This window comes from Amycolatopsis rhabdoformis (genome assembly GCF_035918295.1).
GTDB lineage: Bacteria > Actinomycetota > Actinomycetes > Mycobacteriales > Pseudonocardiaceae > Amycolatopsis > Amycolatopsis rhabdoformis.
The window spans coordinates 4,419,197-4,440,037 of the sequence record NZ_CP142149.1; the positions used below are offsets into that span (position 1 = coordinate 4,419,197).

The following is a 20,841-nucleotide window of genomic DNA, read 5'->3' on the forward strand; positions in this document are numbered from 1 at the left end:
GACCTAGCTCCCGACGCCGAGCTGTTCGCTGTAGAACAGCCCGAGGCCGAACATGCAGCAGATGGCCGAGAGCAACCAGAACCTGATGATCACCGTGGTTTCCGCCCACCCGGCGAGCTCGAAGTGGTGGTGGAAGGGCGCCATCCGGAAGAGCCTTCGCCGCGTGGTGCGGAAGACCGCGATCTGCGTGACCACCGAGATCATCTCGACCATGAACAGGCCGCCGATCACGATGGCGAGCAGCTCCGTGCGGGTGGTCATCGACAGGCCGGCCACGAGACCGCCGAGCGCCAGCGAACCGGTGTCACCCATGAAGATCTTGGCCGGTGCGGCGTTCCACCACAGGAACCCGACACACGCGCCGGTCGCCGCCGCGGCGACGACGGCGAGGTCCAGCGGGTCGCGCACGTTGTAACACGCGGTCTGGGGACCGTCGGCGCACGAGAGGCGCGCCTGCCAGAACGAGATGATCACGTAGGTGGCCAGCACCATCGCGGCGGCGCCGCCCGCCAGGCCGTCGAGGCCATCCGTGAAGTTCACCGCGTTCGACCAGCCGGAAATGACCACGTAGCAGAAGATCACGAACACGATCCACGGGAACGTGATCAGCGCCAGGTCACGCACGTAGGAAAGGCTCTGCGACGCGGGCGTGAGGCCTTGCTCGTCGGCGAACTGCAGCGACAGCACCGCGAACAGGATGGTGACCACGAGCTGGCCGACCAGCTTCGCGGTCTTGTTCAGGCCGAGGTTGCGCTGCTTGCGGATCTTGATGAAGTCGTCGAGGAACCCGACGATGCCGAGACCCACGGCGAGCATGAGCACGAGCAGACCCGACGCCGAGGGCGCCGAGCTGTGGGAGTTGCCGAGCCAGCTGATCAGGTGCGCGACGAAGTAGCCGACCACCATGGCGATGATGATCGCGACGCCACCCATGGTCGGGGTGCCGCGCTTCGACTTGTGGCCCGCAGGGCCTTCTTCGCGGATCTCCTGCCCGAAGCCCTGCCGGGAGAAGACCCGGATCAGGTAGGGCGTGAGCAGGATGGAGACCAGCAGACCCGCCGCGGCCGCGATCAGGATGTTGATCACGCGTGACCACCGTTCGAGCGTTCAGAGGAGGACGGGGAGGGGGAAACGGAAGGGGATCCGGAGGACCCGGGGGCCGCGAGCAGCGCCTCGGCCACCCGCCAGAGGCCGGCGGAATTGGAGGCCTTGACCAGCACCACGTCCCCGGGACGGAGCTGATCATGCAGCAGGGCCACGGCGGCGTCGCCATCGGGTACCTGCACCGACTCCTCGTTCCAGGAGCCCTCCTGCGAGGCCCCCTGGTGCATCGGCGCGGCCTCGTCGCCGACCACCACGAGCTTGTCGATGTTGAGGCGCACCACCAGGCGGCCGATGCTGTCGTGCTCGGTCACCGTGTCGGCGCCGAGCTCGGCCATCACACCGAGCACGGCCCACGCGCGGCGGCCGGTGCGGCGCATCGAGGCGAGTGCCTTCAGCGCGGCGCGCACCGACTCGGGGTTGGCGTTGTAGGCGTCGTTCATGACCGTGACGCCGTCGGCGCGGGTGGTCACGTCCATGCGGTGGGCCGAGCGGCGTTCGAGGGCCGAGAGCCGCTGGGCGACCTCGTCCGGTGTGGCGCCGAGCTCCAGCGCGATGGCGGCGGCCGTGAGCGCGTTGCCCACGTGGTGCTCACCGTGCAGCGGCAGCCGCACCTGCGCCTCACCGGCCGGGGTGACCAGCCGGAACGAGGCACGGGCCTCGTCGTCCACCGTGATGTCGGCGGCGCGGACCTGGGCCGACGCGGTCTCGCCGACGCCGACCACGCGAGCGGTGGTGCGGCTCGCCATGGCCGCGACCAGCGGGTCGTCGAGGTTCAGCACCGCGACCCCGCCGTCGGCGGCGCTCGGCAGCGCCTCCACGAGCTCGCCCTTCGCCTTCGCGATGGCTTCGCGTGAGCCGAACTCGCCGACGTGCGCGCTGCCGACGTTGAGCACGGCCCCGATGCGCGGCGGCGTGATCGCGGCCGCGTCGGCGATGTGGCCTTGGCCGCGCGCGGACATCTCCAGCACCAGGTACTTGGTGGCGCGGTCGGCGCGCAGCGCGGTCCACGGGTGGCCCAGCTCGCTGTTGAACGACCCGGGCGGCGCGACCGTCGGGCCCATGGGCTCGAGCAGCTGCGCGATCACGTCCTTGGTCGAGGTCTTGCCGGACGACCCGGTGAGCGCCACGACCGTGAGGCCCTCGGCGGCGAGCCGGCCGACCACGTGGTTGGCCAGCTTCGCCAGCGCGGCCAGCACGGCGGCGCCGGACCCGTCCGTGTCGCCGGTCAGCGCGACGGACCGCTCGTGGGCCTGGCCCGCGGTCAGCGGCGGCACCACGATCGCCGGGGCGTCGACCTCGCGGCCGGCGAGCACCGCGACGGCGCCGGCGGCCACGGCCTTCGCGGCGAAGTCGTGCCCGTCCACCCGCTCGCCGGGCAGGGCGACGAACAGGCCGCCCGGGCCGACCTTGCGCGTGTCGAACTCGACGGTTCCGGTGACGACCGCCGAGCCGTCGGCGCCGTGGAGCCGGCCGCCGACGACGTCGGCGATCTCGGCCAGGCTGAGCTCGATCACGCGGTCACCTCGAGATGCTTGCGGATGGCGGCCTCGAGCTCGTCCCGGTCGGAGAAGGGGTGCACGACACCCTGGACCTCCTGGCCGGTCTCGTGGCCCTTGCCGGCGATGAAGACGATGTCGCCCGCGCGGGCGAGCGACACGGCGTGGGTGATGGCCTGGCGACGGTCGCCGATCTCCACGACCTCGCCGCCGTGCGACGGCCCGACGCCCCGCGCGCCCTGGAGCATCGCGGCGCGGATCGCGGCCGGGTCCTCCGAGCGCGGGTTGTCGTCGGTCACGATCAGCAGGTCGCTGCGGCGCACGGCTTCCTCGCCCATCATCGGGCGCTTGGCCGTGTCGCGGTCGCCGCCGCAGCCCAGCACCGTGATGATCCGGCCCTCGGTGCGGGCGCGCAGCGCGTCGAGCCCCTGCGCGACGGCCGCGGGCTTGTGCGCGTAGTCGACCACCGCGGTGAAGTCCTGGCCCAGGTACACGCGCTCCATGCGGCCCGGCACCTCGACGGCCGCGAGGCCGGCCACGATGTCGGCGGGCGCGATCCCGGCGCTGCCGAGGATCGCGGCGGCGAGCACGGCGTTGGCCACGTTGAAGGTGCCCGGCAGCGGGATCTTCGCGGCGAGCGCGAGGCCGTCCGGGCCGTGCAGGGTGAAGGTCTGCTCCCCCGCCGGCGTCGGCTCGATGTCCGCGGCGCGCCACACGGCGTCGGTGCCCGGCTCGATCGACACGGTCACCGTCTGCGGCGTGAGCAGCGCCCGGCCCCACGCGCTGTCCACGACCACGCACTCGGTGGTGGAGCGGCCGTCGAACAGCAGCGACTTGGCGGCGAAGTACTCCTCCATGTCGTGGTGGAAGTCGAGGTGGTCCTGCGAGAGGTTGGTGAACGCGCCGACCGCGAAGCGCGTGCCGTTGACCCGGCCCAGCGCGAGCGCGTGGCTCGAGACCTCCATCGGCACGTGGGTCACGCCGCGCTCCAGCATCACCGCGAGCAGCGCCTGCAGGTCCGGCGCCTCCGGCGTGGTGAACCCGCTGACCAGGCGTTCGCCCGCGATCCGCGTCTCGACCGTGCCGATCAGGCCCGTGGTGAGGCCGGCGGCGCGCAGGCCCGAGTCCACGAGGTAGGAGGTGGTGGTCTTGCCGGAGGTGCCGGTGACCCCCAGCACCGAGAGGTTCAGCGACGGCTCGCCGTAGATCCACGCGGCCATCTCGCCCAGCGCGGCGCGCGGATCGGGGTGCACGAGGACCGGGATGCCGGCGTCGCGCAGCGCGGGCCGCGCGGCACCTTCGGCGTCGGTGAGCACCGCGGCCGCGCCGGCGGCCACGGCCTGGTCGCTGAAGTCGGCGCCGTGGGCGCGCGCGCCGGGCAGGCCGGCGAACAGGTCGCCGGGCAGCACGTGCTGCGCGCGCAGCGTGGTCCCGGTCACGGTGAGATCGGCGGCCTCGGGGCTCTCGGCGATCAACCGGGCGCCCGCGCGGGCGAGCAGGGTGGCCAGCGGGACCGGGTCGATCCGGGCCGGGCGCGGCGGCGCGGCGACCGCCTTCACCGGGCTTTGCGGCAGCGAGGAGGCAGCCGGCCCGCTCTGGGGCTGGGACGAGGACACGGACACGCCCGAGAGGTTACCGAGAGCGCGATCGGGTGACCCAAGGCGGTACGGCGAACGCGCTCACGGACACCGCGTGTGCTATGCGGCGGACGCAAGGTCGTTGCGGGGCAAGCGTTTCCGCCGGAGGTCACCAGCCCATGTGGACTATCGCGGGCGCGATCGTGCGGAAGGGCCGCCTCACCGCGCGGATTCACGCGCGGGAGACGGCCCTCGCCGATCTTGTGCCCCTGTAGCCCGGGAATGTCGCGGAACCGTCACCGGAGCGCGGCAATCGCCCGACGGATCACGGGACGCGTCACGGGATGATGAGCGGGACCTCCGGCGACGGGCCGTCGGACAGCGGGATCTGGTAGCGCTGCGTCAGGTACGAGGCGATGGAGTGGAACAGCGGGCCCGCCGAGTGCCCGGCCGGCAGCGTGGTGTCGGGCGCGTCGAGGCGGATGCCGACCACGAAGCGCGGGTGGTCGGCGGGCAGGATCCCGGCGAAGGTGATGTTGGCCAGGCTCTGGCTGTAGGCCTTCGTGCGCGGGTCGACCTGCTGGCCGGTGCCCGTCTTGCCCGAGATCTGGTAGCCCTCCAGCGCAGCCGACGGTGCCGTGCCCGAGTTGGGGCTCTTCGCGTTCTGCACCACCGCGCGCAGCATGTTGCGCACAGTCGTGGCGGTCTGCGCGCTGACCACCTGCACCGGCTTCGGCGCCGGCTCGGGCACGACGGTGCCGTCCGGGTTCTTCTTCGCCTTCACGATCCGCGGCGGCACGCGCACGCCGTTGTTGGCGATGGCCTGGTACATCCCGGCCATCTGCACCACGGTCATGGAGAGGCCCTGGCCGATCGGCAGGTTGCCGAAGGTGCTCGCCGACCACTGGCTGCGCGGCGGCACGTAGCCCGGGCTCTCGCCGGGCAGGCCGAGGCCGGTGCGCTGGCCGATGCCGAACTTCTTCAGCATGTCCGAGTAGTGGTCCGGGCCGATCTTCTGCGCCAGCTCGAGCGTGCCGACGTTGGACGACTTGGCGAAGATGCCGGTGGTGGTGAAGTTCTGCGTGCCGTGCACCCACGCGTCGTGCACCGTGCGGTCGGCGATCTTGATCTCGCCCGGCACCGCGATGGTCGACTCCGGCGTGGCGATGCCCTCGTCGATCGCCGCGGTGGCCGTGACGATCTTGTTCACCGAACCCGGTTCGTACGGCGTGGTGACCGCGCGGTCGTTGAGCAGTTCGTCCTGGAACGTGGACTGGTCGTTCGGGTTGAACGTCTTGTCGTCGGCCAGCGCGTAGATCTCGCCGGTCCGCGAGTCCATGATCACGGCCTGGCCGCCCTTGGCGTGCGACTGCGCGACGTAGTCGCTCAGCTGCCGCTGCAGCTCGTACTGCAGGTCCGAGTCGATCGTGAGCTCGAGGTCCGAACCGGGGATGGCGGCCTGCAGCACGTGTTCCGAGCCCGGCAGGTACAGGTTGTCGTTGCCGTTCTGGGTGTTCACGATCTCGCGCCCCGGCGTGCCCGCCAGGTCGTTGTCGCGCGACTGCTCCAGCCCGACCACACCGTGGAGGTTGTGCTTGGACACGTCGGCGTCTTCCATGCGCCAGTTGGCGAGTCCGACGATGTTCGACGCCAGCGTGTCGCCCGGGTACTCGCGCATCGCGCGGTTCTCCACGCCGATCCACGCGAACTGCTTCACGATGTCGGCGGCCACCGAGGGCTCGACGTTGTCCACGAGGTAGGTGAACGACTGCGGCTTGTTCAGCTTCGTGAGCAGTTCCTGCTCGGTGGCCAGGTTCGGCACCTTCGCGGCGATGTACTTCGCCGCGGCGGCGATCTCGGTCTGGAAGTTGCGCCCCTTGGTGGGGTACTTCTTCGCGTAGTCGTCCATCGTCTTGTGCAGCACGCGCAGGTTCACCGACAGCGTGCGGGTTTCCACGCTGAAGGCGAGCTTGTTGCCGTTGCGGTCCACAATGGACCCGCGCTGCGCCGGGATGTCGATGGTGAGGCTGCGCTGCCGCTCGGCCGCGGCCGAGAGCGTGGGCGCCTCGAACCACTGCACCTGCACGAGTTTCACGCCCGCGATGACCATGAGCGCCACCAGCAGGATGCGCACGGCCGAGAACCGGCTGCGCTGCCCGCCGTTGCCGCGCTTGGCCACCGCGCGGCGCGTGCCCGCGGCGTAGGTGCGCCGGGCGCTGCCCGCGGCCCGCGCCCGGCTCGCCCCCGAAGCCACCATCACTGCCCCGCCGGAGGACTGGGCAGGTCGCCTTCGATGCCACCCTCTTGCTGGCCCGCCGCGGGCTGCCCGGAGGTGCCCTGCGCCGGCGGCGTGACCGCGTTGGACCCGGCGGCCGGCTGCGCCTTCGTCGGCTCGCCGACGACGGTGGTCTTGCCGTCCGGTCCCACGACGATGCGCGCCGGGTCACCGCCGGGCACCATGCCCAGCTGCTTCGCGGCCGGCGCCAGCGAAGCGGGCGACTGCGCCTTCGCGACGTCCCGCTCCAGCCGGTCCTTGGCCTCGGCCAGGTTGGCGTTGGTCGTGCGCAGCTGCTCGAGGCGGTAGGAGTCGGCGATGGCCTGCGTGGTGAGCCACAGCGTGGACGCGACGCCGACGGCCAGCAGCCCCATCATCACGAGCACGAACGAGGCGCGCGAGCGCGGCCAGCGCAGCAGCAGGCGCTTCGGCTTGACCGCGACCTCGGTCTCGGCACGGGCCGGACGCGGCTCGGCCCGGCGTGGCTCACGCTGCTGCAGCAGGTCGGCCCGCTGTGCACGGCGCGCGTACGCCCGCTCGGCGGCGGTGGTGCGACCACGCGAAGACCGGCGTGGCGTGGTTTCCGGCTGGTCGGTGGTGCGGGTGGTCTGCGGCTCCTGCTCGACCGTGGTCGCCGCCGGGGCGCTCCGGTGCGTCGCCGACGCAGCGGAGCGGCGGCGGGACTTCGCGGGTGCGGTCATCGCGGCTCTCCGATCCTCTGTGCTGCCCGCAGCCGCACGGAGGCGGCCCTGGGGTTGTGCTCGATCTCGCCTTCGTCGGCCTTCTCGGCTCCTCGGGTCAGGAGTTTCAGCTCGGGCCCGTGGCCGGGCAGCTCGACCGGCAGCCCCTCCGGGGTCCGCGACTTCGCCAGCTCGGCGAACGCCTGCTTCACCAGCCGGTCTTCCAGCGACTGGTAGGCCTCCACCACGATGCGGCCGTCCATCGCGAGCGCCGAGAGCGCGGCCGGCATCGCCCGCCGCAGCACCTCCAGCTCGCCGTTGACCTCGATCCGCAACGCCTGGAACGTGCGCTTGGCCGGGTGTCCCCCGGTGCGGCGGCTCGCGGCCGGCACCGCGTCGTAGAGCAGTTCGACGAGCCGCCCGCTGCGCGTGAACGGTTCCTTCTCGCGCTCGGCCACGACCGACCGCACGATCCGCTGGGCGAAGCGCTCTTCGCCGTAGTCGCGCAGGATTCGGATCAGCTCGCCGGGCGAGTAGGTGTTGAGCACGTCGGCCGCGGTGAAGCCGGTGGTCGGGTCCATCCGCATGTCCAGCGGGGAGTCCTTGGAGTACGCGAAGCCGCGCTCGGCGCGGTCCAGCTGCATCGAGGACACGCCGAGGTCGAAGAGGATGCCGTCCGCGTGGGACAGTCCCAAGCCCTCGAGGGCCTCCGGGAGTCCGTCGTAGACAGTGTGGACGAGGTCGACGCGGTCACCGTGGCGGGCGAGCCGCTCGCCGGAGCGCTCCAGCGCGGCCGGGTCACGGTCCAGCGCGACGAGCCGCAGCCGGGGAAACGCTTCGAGGAGGGCATCGGAGTGGCCGCCGAGGCCGACGGTCGCGTCGACCAGCACCGCGTCGCGGTCGGCGAGGGCGGGGGTGAACAGTTCGACGATGCGGTCCAGCAGCACCGGAACGTGCTCGTGCTCGGTCGCCATGCCCCTCCCCCTTTCGTGCTCCGTACTCCCGGGGAAGATGCGGCGGATGCCGTCAGGTCCCTGCCCGCCCGCGGTCCGACCTGGCACCGGGGAAGGTGCGCCAGGGCCAAAGAGCGGACAGAGGCCTCACGGCATCCGCGGAGACGCTTCCGGCGCCACGGCCACTTCGGACCCGCGTCCCCCGACGACGCAGGTGCCCCGGTGCCCGTGTCCCCTAGAAGACGCCCGGTAGAACTTCCTCTCGAGCCTTCGCGTAGCTGTCCTCGTGTTCGTCCAGGTAGCCCTGCCACGCCTGGGCGTCCCAGATCTCCAGCCTGGTGATCGCACCGATCACCACGCACTCCTTGTTCAGCCCGGCGTAGCGCCGGAGCTCGGACGCGATGGTGATGCGCCCCTGCCCGTCCGGGCGTTGTTCGTCCGTTCCGGCGAACAGGTAGCGCTGGTAGGCCCGAACCGCCTCGTTCGTGAACGGGGCGTCGGCGACCTTGCGCGCCATCTGCTCGAACTCGGCCCTGGGGAAGACGAAGAGGCAGTGGTCCTGCCCCTTGGTGACCATCAGCCCGCCGGCCAAGGCGTCGCGGAACTTCGCGGGCAGCGCGAGCCGCCCTTTGTCGTCCAGCTTCGGGGTGTGGGTGCCGAGGAACACGTCCCCCACCTCCCTACCGCCTCCGGTGGCGAACCACCTCGGACGGCCACGGGGCTCCCTTCCGCCCCACTGGTCACCACCGTACCCCACTTTTCACCACAGTCAACGCGACCGGCCCCGCGTTAACCCCGTCGTGTCACGCGTTTGTGCAGGTCAGCGCTGTGGGGCCTGGTGGGGGCCGGGTGGGGGGCCGTGGCCAAGATCCCCCGCACCGGGGTGTCGGAGCAACCCGCGACCGGTCACGAACGTCCGCTGAGCGGCAGCGTGACGACCAGGGATCCCCTGGGTGGGGTCTGGTGGGGAACCCGGTGGGGCCGGGTGGGGACTGTCGGTGGGGGCCGGTGGGGATCTCGGTGGGGCCGGGTGGGGACCGTCGGTGGAGGCCGGTGGGGGCGGCCGTCGGTGGGGTCGCCGGGGTGCCCGGATGGCTCGGGTGAAGGTGACGGCCCGCGAGGACGGGTGCCGGGGCAGACCGTCGGCGGACAGCCGCGCTTGGCCCGGGTCGTCGGCGAGCTCGGAAGGTGGCCGCCCACGGGAGTGACTGCCGGGGTCGGGCTTTCAGCGGAGAGCCACGGCTTGGCCCGGTTGTTCGCCGGCTCAGCAGCGATGGCGGTCCGCGGGGATGAGTGCCGCGTCAGGACTTCGGCAGAGGACTACCTGTCCCTGGCTGCCCGCCGACTCGTGCCGGGTCGGGCCTCAGGCTTGCGGGAGTGCGGCGGCCGCGGTCGGTTCGTGGCCGTGGGTGGGGGCGGTGTGGGGCTGCAGCGCGTAGACGATCCAGCCGATCACCGAGAGGCCGGCCCAGCTGATCGCGCGGTAGATGAGCACGGTCGCGGCGGCGGGTGCGGCGGGCACGCCCGCGGCGACCAGCACGCCGAGCAGCCCGGCCTCGGCCAGACCTGCGCCGCCGGGGAGGATCTGGAGGGCGATGCTGGCCTGCACGACCAGGAAGCCCACGGCGAGGACGTCCCAGCGGATGTGCGTGCCGGTGCCCTCGGCGCTGGCGATGAGGGCGAAGAAGTCGAAGCCCCAACTCCCCGCCGCGAGCACCAGCAGGACAGTCCAGCGGGCCCCGCCGGGGCGCAGGCGCGCGACGCGTTCCGAAAGCTGCAGGGCCGCGGCGTCGGCCTTCTCGAGCCAGGTCTTGCGGCAGGTCGTGCACGTTCCCGGGGTGCGCCCGAAGACCCGCAGCAGCGACGTCAACCCGCGCTGCAGCACGGCCGGGTGCGTCAGCAGTGCCCACACCCCCGCCGAACCAGCCGCGACGACGAGCGCCGCCGGGATCGCGAGCTTCAGCGGCACGCGGCCCGCCCACGCCAGCCCCAGGAACCCGAGCACGATGAGCAGCACCGTGGTGATCACGCCGGCGAGCAACACGGCCCACGCGGACAGCGCGCCGTCGACTCCTCGGCGGCGCAGCTGATTGATGGCGTACCCGAGTGACCCGGCGCCGCCGACCACGGGAACGGTGGTGGACACGGCGTTCTGCGCGAAGGTGATGCTCTGCACGGCCGGCCCCGGCACGTGCGCTCCCCCGACGAGCAGCAGCTGCCGGTGCAGCTCGCCGTAGACGGCCAGCGCCGCCACCCCGGCCAGCCCCGCCGCCGCGACCCAGCCCCACTGCACCCGCTCGAGCTGTTCGAACTGAGTGACCAGGTCCGGCACCCGCCACACGAGATACCCGACCGCGGCCACGACGACACCCCAGTGCAACAAGGGTCGCCACGGCACCCGGCGCGCGCGGTGCTCGACCGCCCCGGACTCGGTGCTCGCCACGTCGACGCTCGTCACCTCGCACTCCTCCCGTCGCCTTACCCGCGACAACCCCAGTGTGCGTCCCGACATTCCACCCTTCGCGGCGAGAAGCATCACCCCGTGCCTTACCGCCACCGGGATTGACCGGCGGCGATCGGCCCACGTGCTGGTCCGTGGCGAGCGCCTGAGACCGGCCCGATCAGCACCACGACCACCGCGAACACCCCACGCCGCCGACACGGACGCGTCGACTTGTCAGCGACCGCTGACCCCGAACGCCTTACCGCCGGCGACACTGAACAACCCGACCCGAACCCGAACCGGGCCACGCACACCACTCGCTACGCGACGCACATTTCGCCACCGACAACCGGCGCGCACGACCGGCACTCACTCAAAGCCGACCCCACCGGCATCTCCGCGAACCCCAAGCAGCCGTTTGCTCTCAACGTGGCTGATCGACGGCAACCGATTGCTGCGCCGCCAACAACCGGCCCACAAGATGATCCGTCACCAACAACCCGGCACCAGCGAGCACAAACCCCACGAGCGGCCCGAGCGGCACCACACACAACGCCGCGACCACCGCGAACACCAACGTCGCCGGCAACGACCTCAGGGCCGAGCGCACCACCGTCTCCGCGGCCTCGAACCCCGCGCTCCGGTGCGTGGCCGGAGTCAACACCGTCAGCACGATCGGCACGCACGACAGCAGGCCCGTCACCTGCGGACCCAGTGCTCGCCCGAGCACGGTCAGCACCGTCACCACGCCGGCGGCGGCCGCCATGCGGACCGGGAGCTCCCAGCGCGGGGCGCGCACGACGAGGTCGAGCGGCGGGACCGCAGGCCACGTCACCAGGCCGGCCAGGGTGATCGCGAAAGCGAGACCCGCCGCCGCCCACGGGGATGGCACCTCCAGGCCGAGGGAGAACGCGCCCGCCACCACGGCCAGCGCGACCGTGACCGCGGCGGCCGGGGTGCGCAGGCGGCGGCCGAGCCGGCCGTAGCCGAGGCAGAACGCGGCGACCATCAGCTGGCCGGCGATCATGCCGCGCGCCGCCTGCGCCACCGTGCCGGCGCCGTCGCGGGCGAGGAGGACCAGCAGGAACGGGAAGGTGGTCGTCGGGAAGCCGGCCAGGCGGCCGCCGAGGCGGGAGCCGTAGCGGCGTTGGACCACGGACAGGAAGAGGACGGTCAGCACGGGCAGGACGGGCGGGAGCAGGACTTCCATGCCTTGAACGGTTCCAGGAAAGCCGCCGAAGATGGCTCGGAATCAACGGCACTCCGCGCTACCAGGTCGAGTTTTCCTCGGTGTTTGCCATTCAACACCGAGTTCTGCACAATCGGCTGCTGTGGACGCCATCGACCGCTCCCTCGTGCGGCTGCTCGACCAGGACGCCCGCCGCACCTACAACGAGCTCGGCAAGGAGGTGCGCCTCTCGGCCAACACCGTCGCCGACCGCGTGCGCCGCCTGCGTGCCACCGGCGTGATCCGCGGCTTCCGGGCCGAGCTGGACCCGGGCGCGCTCGGCCGCGGCCTCACGATGGTGAGCGACGTCCGCCTCCGCGAAGACGTCGACCGGACCCGCTTCGAACGCGAGCTGCACCAGGTCCCGCAGATCGTGTCCGGCGCCCGCATGACCGGCGAGTACGACTACCAGCTCCGCCTCGCCTGCGTGGACCCCGAGGAGTTCGAGACGGTCGTCGACCGTCTCAAGCGCGAGCACGGCGTGCGCGAACTCCGCAGCCGACTGGTGCTCCACGACCTCGAGGTGTCCACGACCGGTCTCCTCGACCTGGCCTGACGCACCCCGTCAGCCGAACAACGCCAGCACCCGCTCCACCAGCCGCGGCCCGTCGACGGGAGCGACGTTCACCCAGTCCTGTCCCCCGCGCCCGCCCGACACGCCGGCCGAATACGCGCCGGCGTCGGTGTCGAACCACGTCAGCCCGCCGCACCGGGTGAGCCGGCCGTTGTCGCGTGCGTACACGCTGAACTGGCCCGCCGCGAACACCGGCCGCGCCTGGATCGCGGCGACCTCCTCGACCTGGCGGGCCACGGAAGCCGAGGCCGAATCCCACCCGGAACCCGAGTCAGCCGTCGAGTCGAACGCCGTCGCCGGCAGGTTCACCCCGAACCCCGGTCCGGCCGACAGCTCCGGCAGCACCGCCACGATCGCCGAAACGAGCTCGCCCTCCCGGATCGCGCTGAGCCCCACCGTCCGCTCGGGTTGCACCGCCAGCACCCCACCTCGGCCTCGCACCGCGGTCACCGCGCGGAACGGCGCGTCGGCCGTCATGTCCACCAGCGCTTCGCACGCGACGTACCGGGTGCCGCCGTCGAGCAGCCGCAGCCGGGTTTCCAGGTCGGGCGCGAGCCGGCCGTCGAAGAGCCCGCGGTCGGTGAGCCCGCGGTAGACCTCCTCGCGCACCGCGGCGCGTTCGGCCTCCGTGGCACCGACGCTGGGCACCGCCAGCGGCACCGGCACGCGGCCGAGCCCGAGGTCGTGCCACACCACGTCGAAGGCCGACGCGGAGAGCCGGATCAAGCCGGCCCCGCGCCGAGCGCCGGGGTGTCCGGGAAGGCGACACCCGGCACCAGGCCGTGCAGCGCGGTGTCGCGGGTGCGCACCACGTCGATCGCTTTCTGGCGCGCTGCTTCGGCTTCCGCGCGGCGCGCGTCCATCGCGAACGACAGCCCGGCGAGCTGCAGGACGTTGCCGCTCGCGGCGGCCGAGCGGATCATCGCCGCGGGGTCGAACCCGACCGGCGGCGGCATCTCGGCCCGGGCCCGCGCGGCGACGTCGGCCTGCTCCGCCACGGAATCGCCCACCACGCTCGACACGGCGGCCGATTCGCCGAGCCAGCCCGCCGCGCGCCCGAGCACCGCGCGCATCGCGTCGCCCGCTTCGCCCTGCCACGCCTCTTCGCTGCCGGCCGAAAGCGCGGCCAGCGAAGCGGTCGAGTCCTCGAAGCGGCGCGCGAGCTCGGTCCAGCGCGCCCCGGCCTGACCGGCGGCCACGGGGTCGTTGCCCTGCTCGACCTGCGCGGCCAGGGCTTCGTGGCTGAGGGCCTCGTAACGGGCCGTCGGCTCGGGCACGGCTGCGGACACGGCACACCTTCCGGTAGACGGAGCGGGAACGGGACTCAGGGCAGCTTCGGCTCGACGAGCCCGGCGACGGTCGCCGCGCGCGAGCAGGCCAGCGTGGTGTCGGAGAAGCTCGCGTTGCTCACGTCCACCTGCACGCTCGCGGAATCGCCGATCCCGAGCAGCACCGCGCACGTGCCGGACGCCGACTTCTTGTCCGACACCTGCAGCGCCTGGTGCGCGCCGACCTTCTTCTTCACGCGGGTGCCGCGCGAGACGTCGAGGTTGGCGAGCCCGGCCGTTTCGTCGAGCGTGACCGTGACGCCGAACGTGGAGGGCACGGTCCAGTCGCACGCGCGTGCCGCACCGATCGTCTTCGGCTTGCCGAGCTCGGTGAGCCCGGCGCTCGACCGGTCGCTCGGCGAGAGCAGCGCGCACGGGTCCAGGCCGGCCAGCGTGGTGGGCGCGGCACTGGAACCGGGCGCTGACGGCTGCGGACCGCCGTCCCCCGCGATCGCCTTCGGCGTGACCGGCCGCCCGCACGCGACGAGCACCAGGAAAAGCGGCACGACCAGCAGAACCTTGCGCACGGGCTCAGCCACCGGCGCAGTCCACGCCGTCGGCGGCCGCGTCGTCGGCGCGCTGGTACTTTTTCAACGCGCTCGCGATGCGTTCCTTGAGGTCTTCGATCTCCCGGCCGAACGAGGTCAGCTGGGCCACGGCCGAGCCGTCGTCGCCGAACCCGTACCGCGCCATGAACGCGCCCACCTCGCCGGCGTATCCGCTGCCCAGGGGCACCGAACGGCCCAGCACGTCGGCCTCGCGCACCATCTCGCCCACCACGTCCTGCAGCTCGCCGAGCTTCGTGTAGGTGGCGGTGGCCAGCTCAGGCGCCACGGAGAACCGCCGGCCGCTCGATCCCGTACTCGTCAGGCCCGGCACGTCGGGCAGCGGTACGGCCCCCACCTCGCTCATGAGCGGTTACGCCTCTCCGTAGTCGAGCGACCTCGGATTCGGAGCATACGTGAGAGCGGTCCGTCAGCGGCAGCACCCGAAAACGCCGCTTCGTACACCCGATCGGCGGACTACGGGCATTACCGGAGAGTCATCAGCGGCCGTTCGCGGGGTTCCGCCGCCGAGTTCGCCCGAGTTTGACACACTGGATGGAAGGCTGATCGCTGCGCGGACAGCGAGCGACCCGGCGGAGCCGGTGGAAGCCGCACAGCCATGCGCCACCAGGAGGACGAGTGACGTCGAGAATCCAGTCCGCCGTCTCTGCCGGACAGCAGGGCAGCGGGGCCGGGCAGCCGGCTTACCCCGCGGCGGATAACCCGAACGGGCGAGGCAACGGGTACGCCCCGAGAGTGTCCCTCGACGAGCTGCACGACACGGCCCGCCGCATCGCCGCGAACGTCGAGCGCGTACTGGTCGGCAAGCCCGACGTCATCCGGATCGCGCTGGTGACCCTCCTGGCCGAGGGTCACCTGCTCGTGGAGGACGTGCCGGGCGTCGGCAAGACCTCGCTGGCCAAGGCGCTCGCGCGGTCGATCGACTGCACCGTGAGCCGCGTGCAGTTCACCCCCGACCTGCTGCCGAGCGACGTCACCGGCGTGTCGATCTACAACCGGCAGACCGGCGAGTTCGAGTTCCGGCCCGGCCCGGTGTTCGCGAACATCGTGGTGGGCGACGAGATCAACCGCGCCTCGCCGAAGACGCAGTCGGCGCTGCTCGAGTGCATGGAAGAACACCAGGTCACGGTCGACACGAGCACCTACCGGCTCGGGGCGCCGTTCATGGTGATCGCCACGCAGAACCCGATCGAGATGGAGGGCACCTACGCCCTTCCCGAGGCCCAGCGCGACCGCTTCACCGCGCGGGTGTCGATCGGCTACCCCGACCAGCAGGCCGAGCTGGCGATGGTCGACGAGCACGCGGGCCACAACCCGCTGGCCGACCTCACCGCCGTGTCCGACGGCGCGACCGTGCAGCGGCTCGTGGAGACCGTGCGCGCGGTGCACATGGCGCCCGAGGTCCGCCGCTACGCCGTGGACCTGGTGTCCGCGACGCGGCAGGTACCGGAGATCCGGCTCGGCGCGTCGCCGCGGGCCACGCTGCACCTGGTCCGCGCCGCGCGGGCGCAGGCGGCGCTGTCGGGCCGCGAGTACGTGGTGCCGGACGACCTGCACACGGTCGCCGTGCCCGTGCTGGCGCACCGGCTGGTGCTCACGACCGAGGCCCACGCCGCGCGCCGCTCGGCGACCGACGTGGTCCGCGCCGTGCTGCACCGCGTGCCCGTGCCCCAGGGCTCCGCCGGTCCCCGCTGATCCCCTCACCCGATTCGAGAACCGCATGCTGCGTGCACTGTCCGGCCTGACCACTCGCGGCCGCTGCCTCCTGGCCGCGGGGATCGCCGCGGCGGTGTGCTCGCTGGTGCTCAACGAGCGTGACCTGCTGCGCGTCGCCATTTTCGTGGTGGCGCTGCCGCTGCTGGTCGCCGCGTTCATCTCGGCGACCCGGCTGCGGCTCGGCGCCACGCGGGCGCTGCGGCCGGAGCGCGTGGCCGTCGGCGCGAGCGGCGAGGTGCACCTCGAGTTGTGGCGCAGCGGCCGGCTGCCGGGCGGCGAGGTGCTGCTCGAGGACGGCGTGCCGTACGTGCTGGGCTCGCGGCCGCGGTTCGTGGTCGAACGGCTGCCGCACGATCGCCGGGTGCTGCTGCGCTACCCGTTGCAGCCGATGCTGCGCGGGATCCAGCAGGTGGGGCCGCTGCGCGCCACGATCACCGACCCGTTCGGGCTGTGCGAGTTCGAACGCGAGCTGATCGGGCACTCGCGGCTGGTCGTGGTGCCCCGCGTGGTCGGCCTGTGGGGCCTGCCCGGCGGCGCCGGGGTCGGCGCGGGCGACGACGGCACCGTGCGCCTGCACGCCGGCCAGGGCGAGCCCGACGTGATCGTGCGTCACTACCGCACCGGCGACGACATGCGGAAGGTCCACTGGCGCTCCACCGCCCGCCGCGACGAGGTCATGGTGCGCGTGGAGGAACGCCCCTGGCGCGGCGGAACGACCGTGCTGATCGACCACCGCGCGGCCGCCCACCACGGCACCGGGCCCGCGGCGAGCCTCGAGTGGGCCGTGTCGTTCGCGGCGTCGGTCGCGCTGCACCTGCGCCGCTCCGGCCACCGCGTCCGCCTGGTCACCGAACACGCCATCCCGCTGGCCGACGCCCCGGGCGACGGCGGCGAAGGCTACGACAACGTCGTCCTCGACGCCCTGGCCGGCCTCCAACCCGCCCACCAGCGCGACGTGACGCTCGGGCACGACCCGGCCGAAGGACAGGAGCTCATCGCGGTGCTCGGCACGGTCAGCGCGGAGTCGGTGCACGAACTGGCCCGCTACCGCCCTCGCGGCGTCCGCAGCCTCGCCGTCCTCCTGGACACGCCGTCCTGGGCCGGCTCCGGCTCGTCCGACCAGCAGGCCGCGGCCACGAAGGACGCCGCCGAACTGCTGCGCGCCGCCGGCTGGGGCGTGGTGATCGCCGGGCCGGACACGCCGATGCCCCAGGCGTGGGCCGAACTCTGCCGCACGGGCGCGCACCGCGCGGCGCTGATCGGCGGCGAGCGATGACCCGGACTCGCGTGGTTTCGTCGGTGCCGATTTCCGGGGCTGTCAAAGGCTTTTCGGTGTTCGCGTCGGCTGAAGTCGGCGGTCTGCTCGGGCGGCGCACGGTGCCTTCGGCGGTGTCGCTGCCGCCGATTTCCCCAGCGGCGCAGCACAAACCAGCACGCCTGGGCGCTGAAGTCGTCCACCGCACCACTCCGATCGGGCAGCGCACCATGACCCCCGCCGTGTCGCAGCCGCCGATTTCCCAGGCCGCTCAGCACAATCCGACGCGTTCCGCCTCGGCACTGTCCCACCGCGCGACCCCGATCGGCGGTACCCGATGACCACCACCGCGCCGCGGCCGCCTGCCACGCAGGCTCCGCCGCCCATCCCCCACACGCCGACGCCGCAGCCGGCCGCGCCGACGCCGGTGTGGTCGAGCGGGATCCTGCCGCCGGTGGCGGCGGGCATCGCGACGCTGTGCGCGGCGACCTCGATCACCGGCGTGGTGTCGGGCTGGGCGTGGTTCGGCTACCTGTTCGTGGCGGTCATCCTGATCGCGTCGACCGGGCTGGCGCTGCGGTCGCTGCGCGCGCCGACGGTGCTCGTGGGCCTGGGCCAGCTCGTGGTGCTGCTGTTCCTGGTCACGGGCGCCTTCACCACACAGGGCCTCCTCAAGATCATCCCCGGCCCCACGGCGCTGGGCGAGCTTCAGGCGACGCTCGGCGCGTCGGCCGAGCAGATCCGCACCGGGCTGCCGCCGGTCGAGGGCACGCAGCCGATCCTGTGCCTGGTCACGATCGCGATCGGGCTGGTCGCGGTGCTCGTCGACACGCTCGCCGTGGCCGCCGCGGCTCCGGCGGCGACCGGGCTGGTGCTGCTGTGCGTGTACGCGGTGCCGGCGGCGTTGTCGGACGACATGCTGCCGTGGTGGACGTTCCTGCTCGGCGCGGCGGCGTTCGCGTGCCTGCTCGCGCTCGACGGCAACCACCGGCACCAGCGCTGGCGCAACCGCGACGCACCGGGCTCGGGCGGCCGGGCGCGGGCGTTGCAGGCGCCCGTGGCCGTGGTGAGCGCGGCGATCGTGCTCGGTCTGCTCGGCGGCGGGATCACGTGGGTGGGCACGGTCGGGAAGATCCCGTTCGGCGCCGGCTCGGGTGCGGGCGGCGACGGCAGCGGCGGGTTCGGCGTCGCGCCGTTCACGCAGCTGCGCGGCCTGCTCGACCAGGGTGAGAACACGGAGCTGTTCCAGGTCCGCGGCCTCGGCAACGATCGCCGCTACCTGCGGGCGTTCACGCTCGACACGTACACGCCCAACCAGGGCTGGGGCCTGCGCGGCGGTGGCCAGGCGCAGACCGGCGTGCTCGCCAACAGCACGCTGCCCGCCGCGCCCGGCGACGACGGCACCGGTGTGTCCCGCCAGATCGAGATCCAGCCGACGCGGTGGGTGGACAACTGGCTGCCCGTCTACGGTGCGCCGCGGGCGCTGCGCGGGCTTTCGCCGCAGTGGCTCTACGACCGCGTCAGTGGTGCCGTGTTCACCACGAAGAGCGAATCGGCGCCGACCTACACCGAGGTCGCGTCGCTGAAGGAACCGACGGCCGCGGAACTGCGGGCCACCGACCCGAAGTCCGACGAGGTGCCGGCGTTCTACTCGCAGATCGGCCGCGTCGACCCGCGCGTGATCGCGAAGACGAACCAGCTCATCGCGGGCAAGACCGACAACTTCGACAAGGCCACCGCGCTGTGGCAGTTCTTCAGCGCGCAGAACGGTTTCGTCTACGACACCAAGACCGCCGACGCCACCGACGCCGACGCGCTGGCCGACTTCATCCTCAACGGCAAGCGCGGCTACTGCGAGCAGTACGCGTCGGCGATGGCCGTGATGCTGCGCGTCGCCCACATCCCCGCGCGGGTGGCCATCGGCTTCACTCCGGGCGTCGCGAAGGGCGACTACCAGTCGATCAGCTCGCAGGACGCGCACGCCTGGGTCGAGGCCTACTTCGGCGACAAGGGCTGGGTCACCTTCGACCCGACCCCGCTCGCCGACGGCCGCGGCATCGTGCCGACGTACCTGCAGCAGAACAACCAGAACTCCCAGCAGCCCAACGCCACCGACGACCTGCCGACCGCGCCGCGCTCCAACGCGCCCGCCACGCAGTCGCCGCTGGACAAGGGCCAGAACGAGGCCACCCCGACCACCACGGCCGCGTCCGAATCGCAGGACGGCTGGCTCGCGATCCTCGCCGCCGTGCTCGCCGTGCTGGGCGCCGCGGCCGTCGTCACGGCCTACGTCCTGCGCCGACGCCCGCCCGCGGCCGGCGCTGCTGTCCCGAGTGCTGGCGCCCCGCCGGGTGCTGTCCCGGACGGCGATGTCCTGGTGCGCGCCCCCGCCGCACCGGCCGCCCGCACGAGCCAGGCCGCCCTGTGGCTGCCCCTGGCGGGCGGCGTGCTGCTGGTCGCCGCGCTCGGCTTCCTGGCCGGCCTGGTGGCCTGGTGGTTCGCCGTGATCGTCGTGTTGGCCGCCGTGGGCCTCGGCGGCCCCGCCGCCCTGCGCGACTTCACCCGCCGCCGCCACCTCCAGTCGATCGTCACCCACGCCCCCGGCTCCGCCGACGCCGCGTGGCGCGAACTCAAAGCCGAATGCGCCGACCGCGGCCTCCCCCTCGCCGACAGCGACACCGTCCGCGTGGCCGGCCAGAAGATCGCCGAGCGCCACCACCTCGACGACCCCGGCCGCGACAGCCTCCGCACGGTGATCGGCGCGGTGGAACGCACTTGGTACAGCGACGGCCCCTCGGCGGATCCGGACTTGGCGCCGGCCTTCGACGAGCTGCGGCAGAGTCTCCGGCGGACGGCTCCGCTTTCGTTGCGCGGGAGGCTTTTCCCGAAGTCGATCTTGAAGCGGAGGTCTTGATCGGGTGAGGTCTTGATCGGCTGAGGTTCGGTTGTTGTCGGGCGGCTGTGGCTTGGTCTGGTTTGGTCCGGCTCGGCGCGGCGCGGCCTAGAGTGGCTGGCTCGGTCAAGCGTGGCTCACTTCGGTCCGGCTTGGCTCGCCCTGGAGTGGCTCGGCTCGGCTCGGCTCGGCTCGGCTCGGCTCGGCTCGGGTCCGATCCGGGTTGGCTCGCCCGCGTGGCGGCTCGTCGCGGATTGCGGGATCCCCCGGCCGGTATTTGTGGACTGCTCGGCGGGATCTCGAGAGTGGTCCGAGCGGTCTCCCGACGAACTGCCGAACAGCGCCCGTGTGGGTGATCAGCCGGGTCGTACCGGCCCGGCAATTCGCAGGTCAGAGGGTTTTCCACAAGCATCGCGAGTTGTGGATGATTCGCCCCTCGCCGGCTCTTCGACCCGATTTTGTCGGTGCAGGCCGATACGCTGGAAGTGGGCAGGCCCCCTCAGGGAGGGTGGGGTCTGTCTCCCGGGGCGGTCTGCCTCCCGGGGCGGTCTGCCTCCCGGGGCGGGTCGGCGGCGCTGGGGCTTAGTGCCGCTGGGCTTAGTGGCGCGCGAGGCAGACTGCGGCCGAAGGCGTACTCGGCTCCCGGCTTCGTTGATCTGCCTCACAAGTCAGCGGCCGCTCAGCCACAGCGCGGAGGGATCCGGACCCGCTCACGCCCGACCCAGGCCGGCGAAAACGCACCCACGCCTGACC

18 protein-coding genes are annotated in these 20,841 nt (G+C 72.6%); 5 read left to right on the forward strand and 13 right to left on the reverse strand.

What is annotated here, in order from left to right:
• Positions 1 to 3 precede the first annotated feature (3 nt).
• From mraY to VSH64_RS20200, 9 genes are all read right to left on the reverse strand, one after another.
• Complete coding sequence (gene mraY, locus VSH64_RS20160; RefSeq protein ID WP_326837182.1) at positions 4 to 1,086, reverse strand: phospho-N-acetylmuramoyl-pentapeptide-transferase; 1,083 nt, start codon at positions 1,084 to 1,086, stop codon at positions 4 to 6.
• Positions 1,083 to 2,618 carry a UDP-N-acetylmuramoyl-tripeptide--D-alanyl-D-alanine ligase gene (locus VSH64_RS20165; protein WP_326837183.1) on the reverse strand — a complete coding sequence of 512 codons (1,536 nt, stop codon included), beginning with the start codon at positions 2,616 to 2,618 and terminating at the stop codon, positions 1,083 to 1,085. The genes mraY and VSH64_RS20165 overlap by 4 nt, the downstream gene beginning before the upstream one ends.
• Entirely contained in the window at positions 2,615 to 4,159 is a 1,545-nt protein-coding gene (locus tag VSH64_RS20170) for a UDP-N-acetylmuramoyl-L-alanyl-D-glutamate--2,6-diaminopimelate ligase (RefSeq protein WP_326837985.1), read from the reverse strand. Before VSH64_RS20170 ends, VSH64_RS20165 begins: the two co-directional genes overlap by 4 nt.
• Positions 4,160 to 4,514: 355 nt before the next feature.
• On the reverse strand, positions 4,515 to 6,434 hold the full coding sequence (locus VSH64_RS20175; RefSeq protein WP_326837184.1) for a peptidoglycan D,D-transpeptidase FtsI family protein: 1,920 nt from the start codon (positions 6,432 to 6,434) through the stop codon (positions 4,515 to 4,517).
• Positions 6,434 to 7,153 (reverse strand): hypothetical protein, encoded by a 720-nt coding sequence (locus tag VSH64_RS20180; RefSeq protein ID WP_326837185.1) that lies wholly within the window; start codon positions 7,151 to 7,153, stop codon positions 6,434 to 6,436. Before VSH64_RS20180 ends, VSH64_RS20175 begins: the two co-directional genes overlap by 1 nt.
• On the reverse strand, positions 7,150 to 8,106 hold the full coding sequence (gene rsmH / locus VSH64_RS20185) for a 16S rRNA (cytosine(1402)-N(4))-methyltransferase RsmH (RefSeq protein ID WP_326837186.1): 957 nt from the start codon (positions 8,104 to 8,106) through the stop codon (positions 7,150 to 7,152). The genes VSH64_RS20180 and rsmH overlap by 4 nt, the downstream gene beginning before the upstream one ends.
• A 214-nt stretch (positions 8,107 to 8,320) precedes the next feature.
• A complete protein-coding gene (gene mraZ / locus VSH64_RS20190) occupies positions 8,321 to 8,752 on the reverse strand; it encodes a division/cell wall cluster transcriptional repressor MraZ (protein ID WP_326837187.1) in 432 nt (143 codons plus the stop codon).
• Between the two features lie 696 nt (positions 8,753 to 9,448).
• The gene (locus VSH64_RS20195; RefSeq protein WP_326837188.1) at positions 9,449 to 10,543 is read right to left on the reverse strand and encodes a lysylphosphatidylglycerol synthase transmembrane domain-containing protein; all 1,095 of its coding nucleotides are present in this window, start codon (positions 10,541 to 10,543) and stop codon (positions 9,449 to 9,451) included.
• A gap of 409 nt (positions 10,544 to 10,952) precedes the next feature.
• Positions 10,953 to 11,738: a hypothetical protein gene (locus VSH64_RS20200; protein WP_326837189.1), complete on the reverse strand. Its 786-nt coding sequence runs from the start codon at positions 11,736 to 11,738 to the stop codon at positions 10,953 to 10,955.
• Positions 11,739 to 11,859: 121 nt separating this feature from the next.
• On the opposite strand from VSH64_RS20200, the gene VSH64_RS20205 reads away from it, so the two are divergent.
• Positions 11,860 to 12,312, forward strand: a complete 453-nt coding sequence (locus VSH64_RS20205) for an Lrp/AsnC family transcriptional regulator (protein WP_326837190.1) — start codon at positions 11,860 to 11,862, stop codon at positions 12,310 to 12,312.
• A gap of 9 nt (positions 12,313 to 12,321) precedes the next feature.
• On the opposite strand, the gene VSH64_RS20210 is transcribed toward VSH64_RS20205, so the two are convergent.
• Genes VSH64_RS20210 through VSH64_RS20225 form a run of 4 tightly spaced genes read right to left on the reverse strand, consistent with a single transcriptional unit; the run spans position 12,322 to position 14,570 of the window.
• Entirely contained in the window at positions 12,322 to 13,056 is a 735-nt protein-coding gene (locus VSH64_RS20210) for an ESX secretion-associated protein EspG (RefSeq protein WP_326837191.1), read from the reverse strand.
• Positions 13,053 to 13,619 (reverse strand): PPE domain-containing protein, encoded by a 567-nt coding sequence (locus tag VSH64_RS20215; RefSeq protein ID WP_326837192.1) that lies wholly within the window; start codon positions 13,617 to 13,619, stop codon positions 13,053 to 13,055. Before VSH64_RS20215 ends, VSH64_RS20210 begins: the two co-directional genes overlap by 4 nt.
• A gap of 35 nt (positions 13,620 to 13,654) precedes the next feature.
• On the reverse strand, positions 13,655 to 14,197 hold the full coding sequence (locus tag VSH64_RS20220) for a DUF3558 family protein (RefSeq protein WP_326837193.1): 543 nt from the start codon (positions 14,195 to 14,197) through the stop codon (positions 13,655 to 13,657).
• Positions 14,190 to 14,570, reverse strand: coding sequence for a hypothetical protein (locus VSH64_RS20225; RefSeq protein WP_326837194.1), 381 nt, complete (start codon positions 14,568 to 14,570; stop codon positions 14,190 to 14,192). The genes VSH64_RS20220 and VSH64_RS20225 overlap by 8 nt, the downstream gene beginning before the upstream one ends.
• A 389-nt stretch (positions 14,571 to 14,959) precedes the next feature.
• Here VSH64_RS20225 and VSH64_RS20230 point away from each other — a divergent pair, with 389 nt between their 5' ends.
• From VSH64_RS20230 to VSH64_RS20245, 4 genes are read left to right on the forward strand one after another with little or no spacing between them, the layout of a single operon-like run.
• Positions 14,960 to 15,919: an AAA family ATPase gene (locus VSH64_RS20230; RefSeq protein WP_326837195.1), complete on the forward strand. Its 960-nt coding sequence runs from the start codon at positions 14,960 to 14,962 to the stop codon at positions 15,917 to 15,919.
• Between the two features lie 25 nt (positions 15,920 to 15,944).
• Positions 15,945 to 17,216, forward strand: coding sequence for a DUF58 domain-containing protein (locus tag VSH64_RS20235; protein WP_326837196.1), 1,272 nt, complete (start codon positions 15,945 to 15,947; stop codon positions 17,214 to 17,216).
• Between the two features lie 11 nt (positions 17,217 to 17,227).
• Entirely contained in the window at positions 17,228 to 17,536 is a 309-nt protein-coding gene (locus VSH64_RS20240; protein ID WP_326837197.1) for a hypothetical protein, read from the forward strand.
• Entirely contained in the window at positions 17,533 to 20,109 is a 2,577-nt protein-coding gene (locus tag VSH64_RS20245) for a transglutaminase TgpA family protein (protein WP_326837198.1), read from the forward strand. The genes VSH64_RS20240 and VSH64_RS20245 overlap by 4 nt, the downstream gene beginning before the upstream one ends.
• Positions 20,110 to 20,841: the final 732 nt, after the last annotated feature.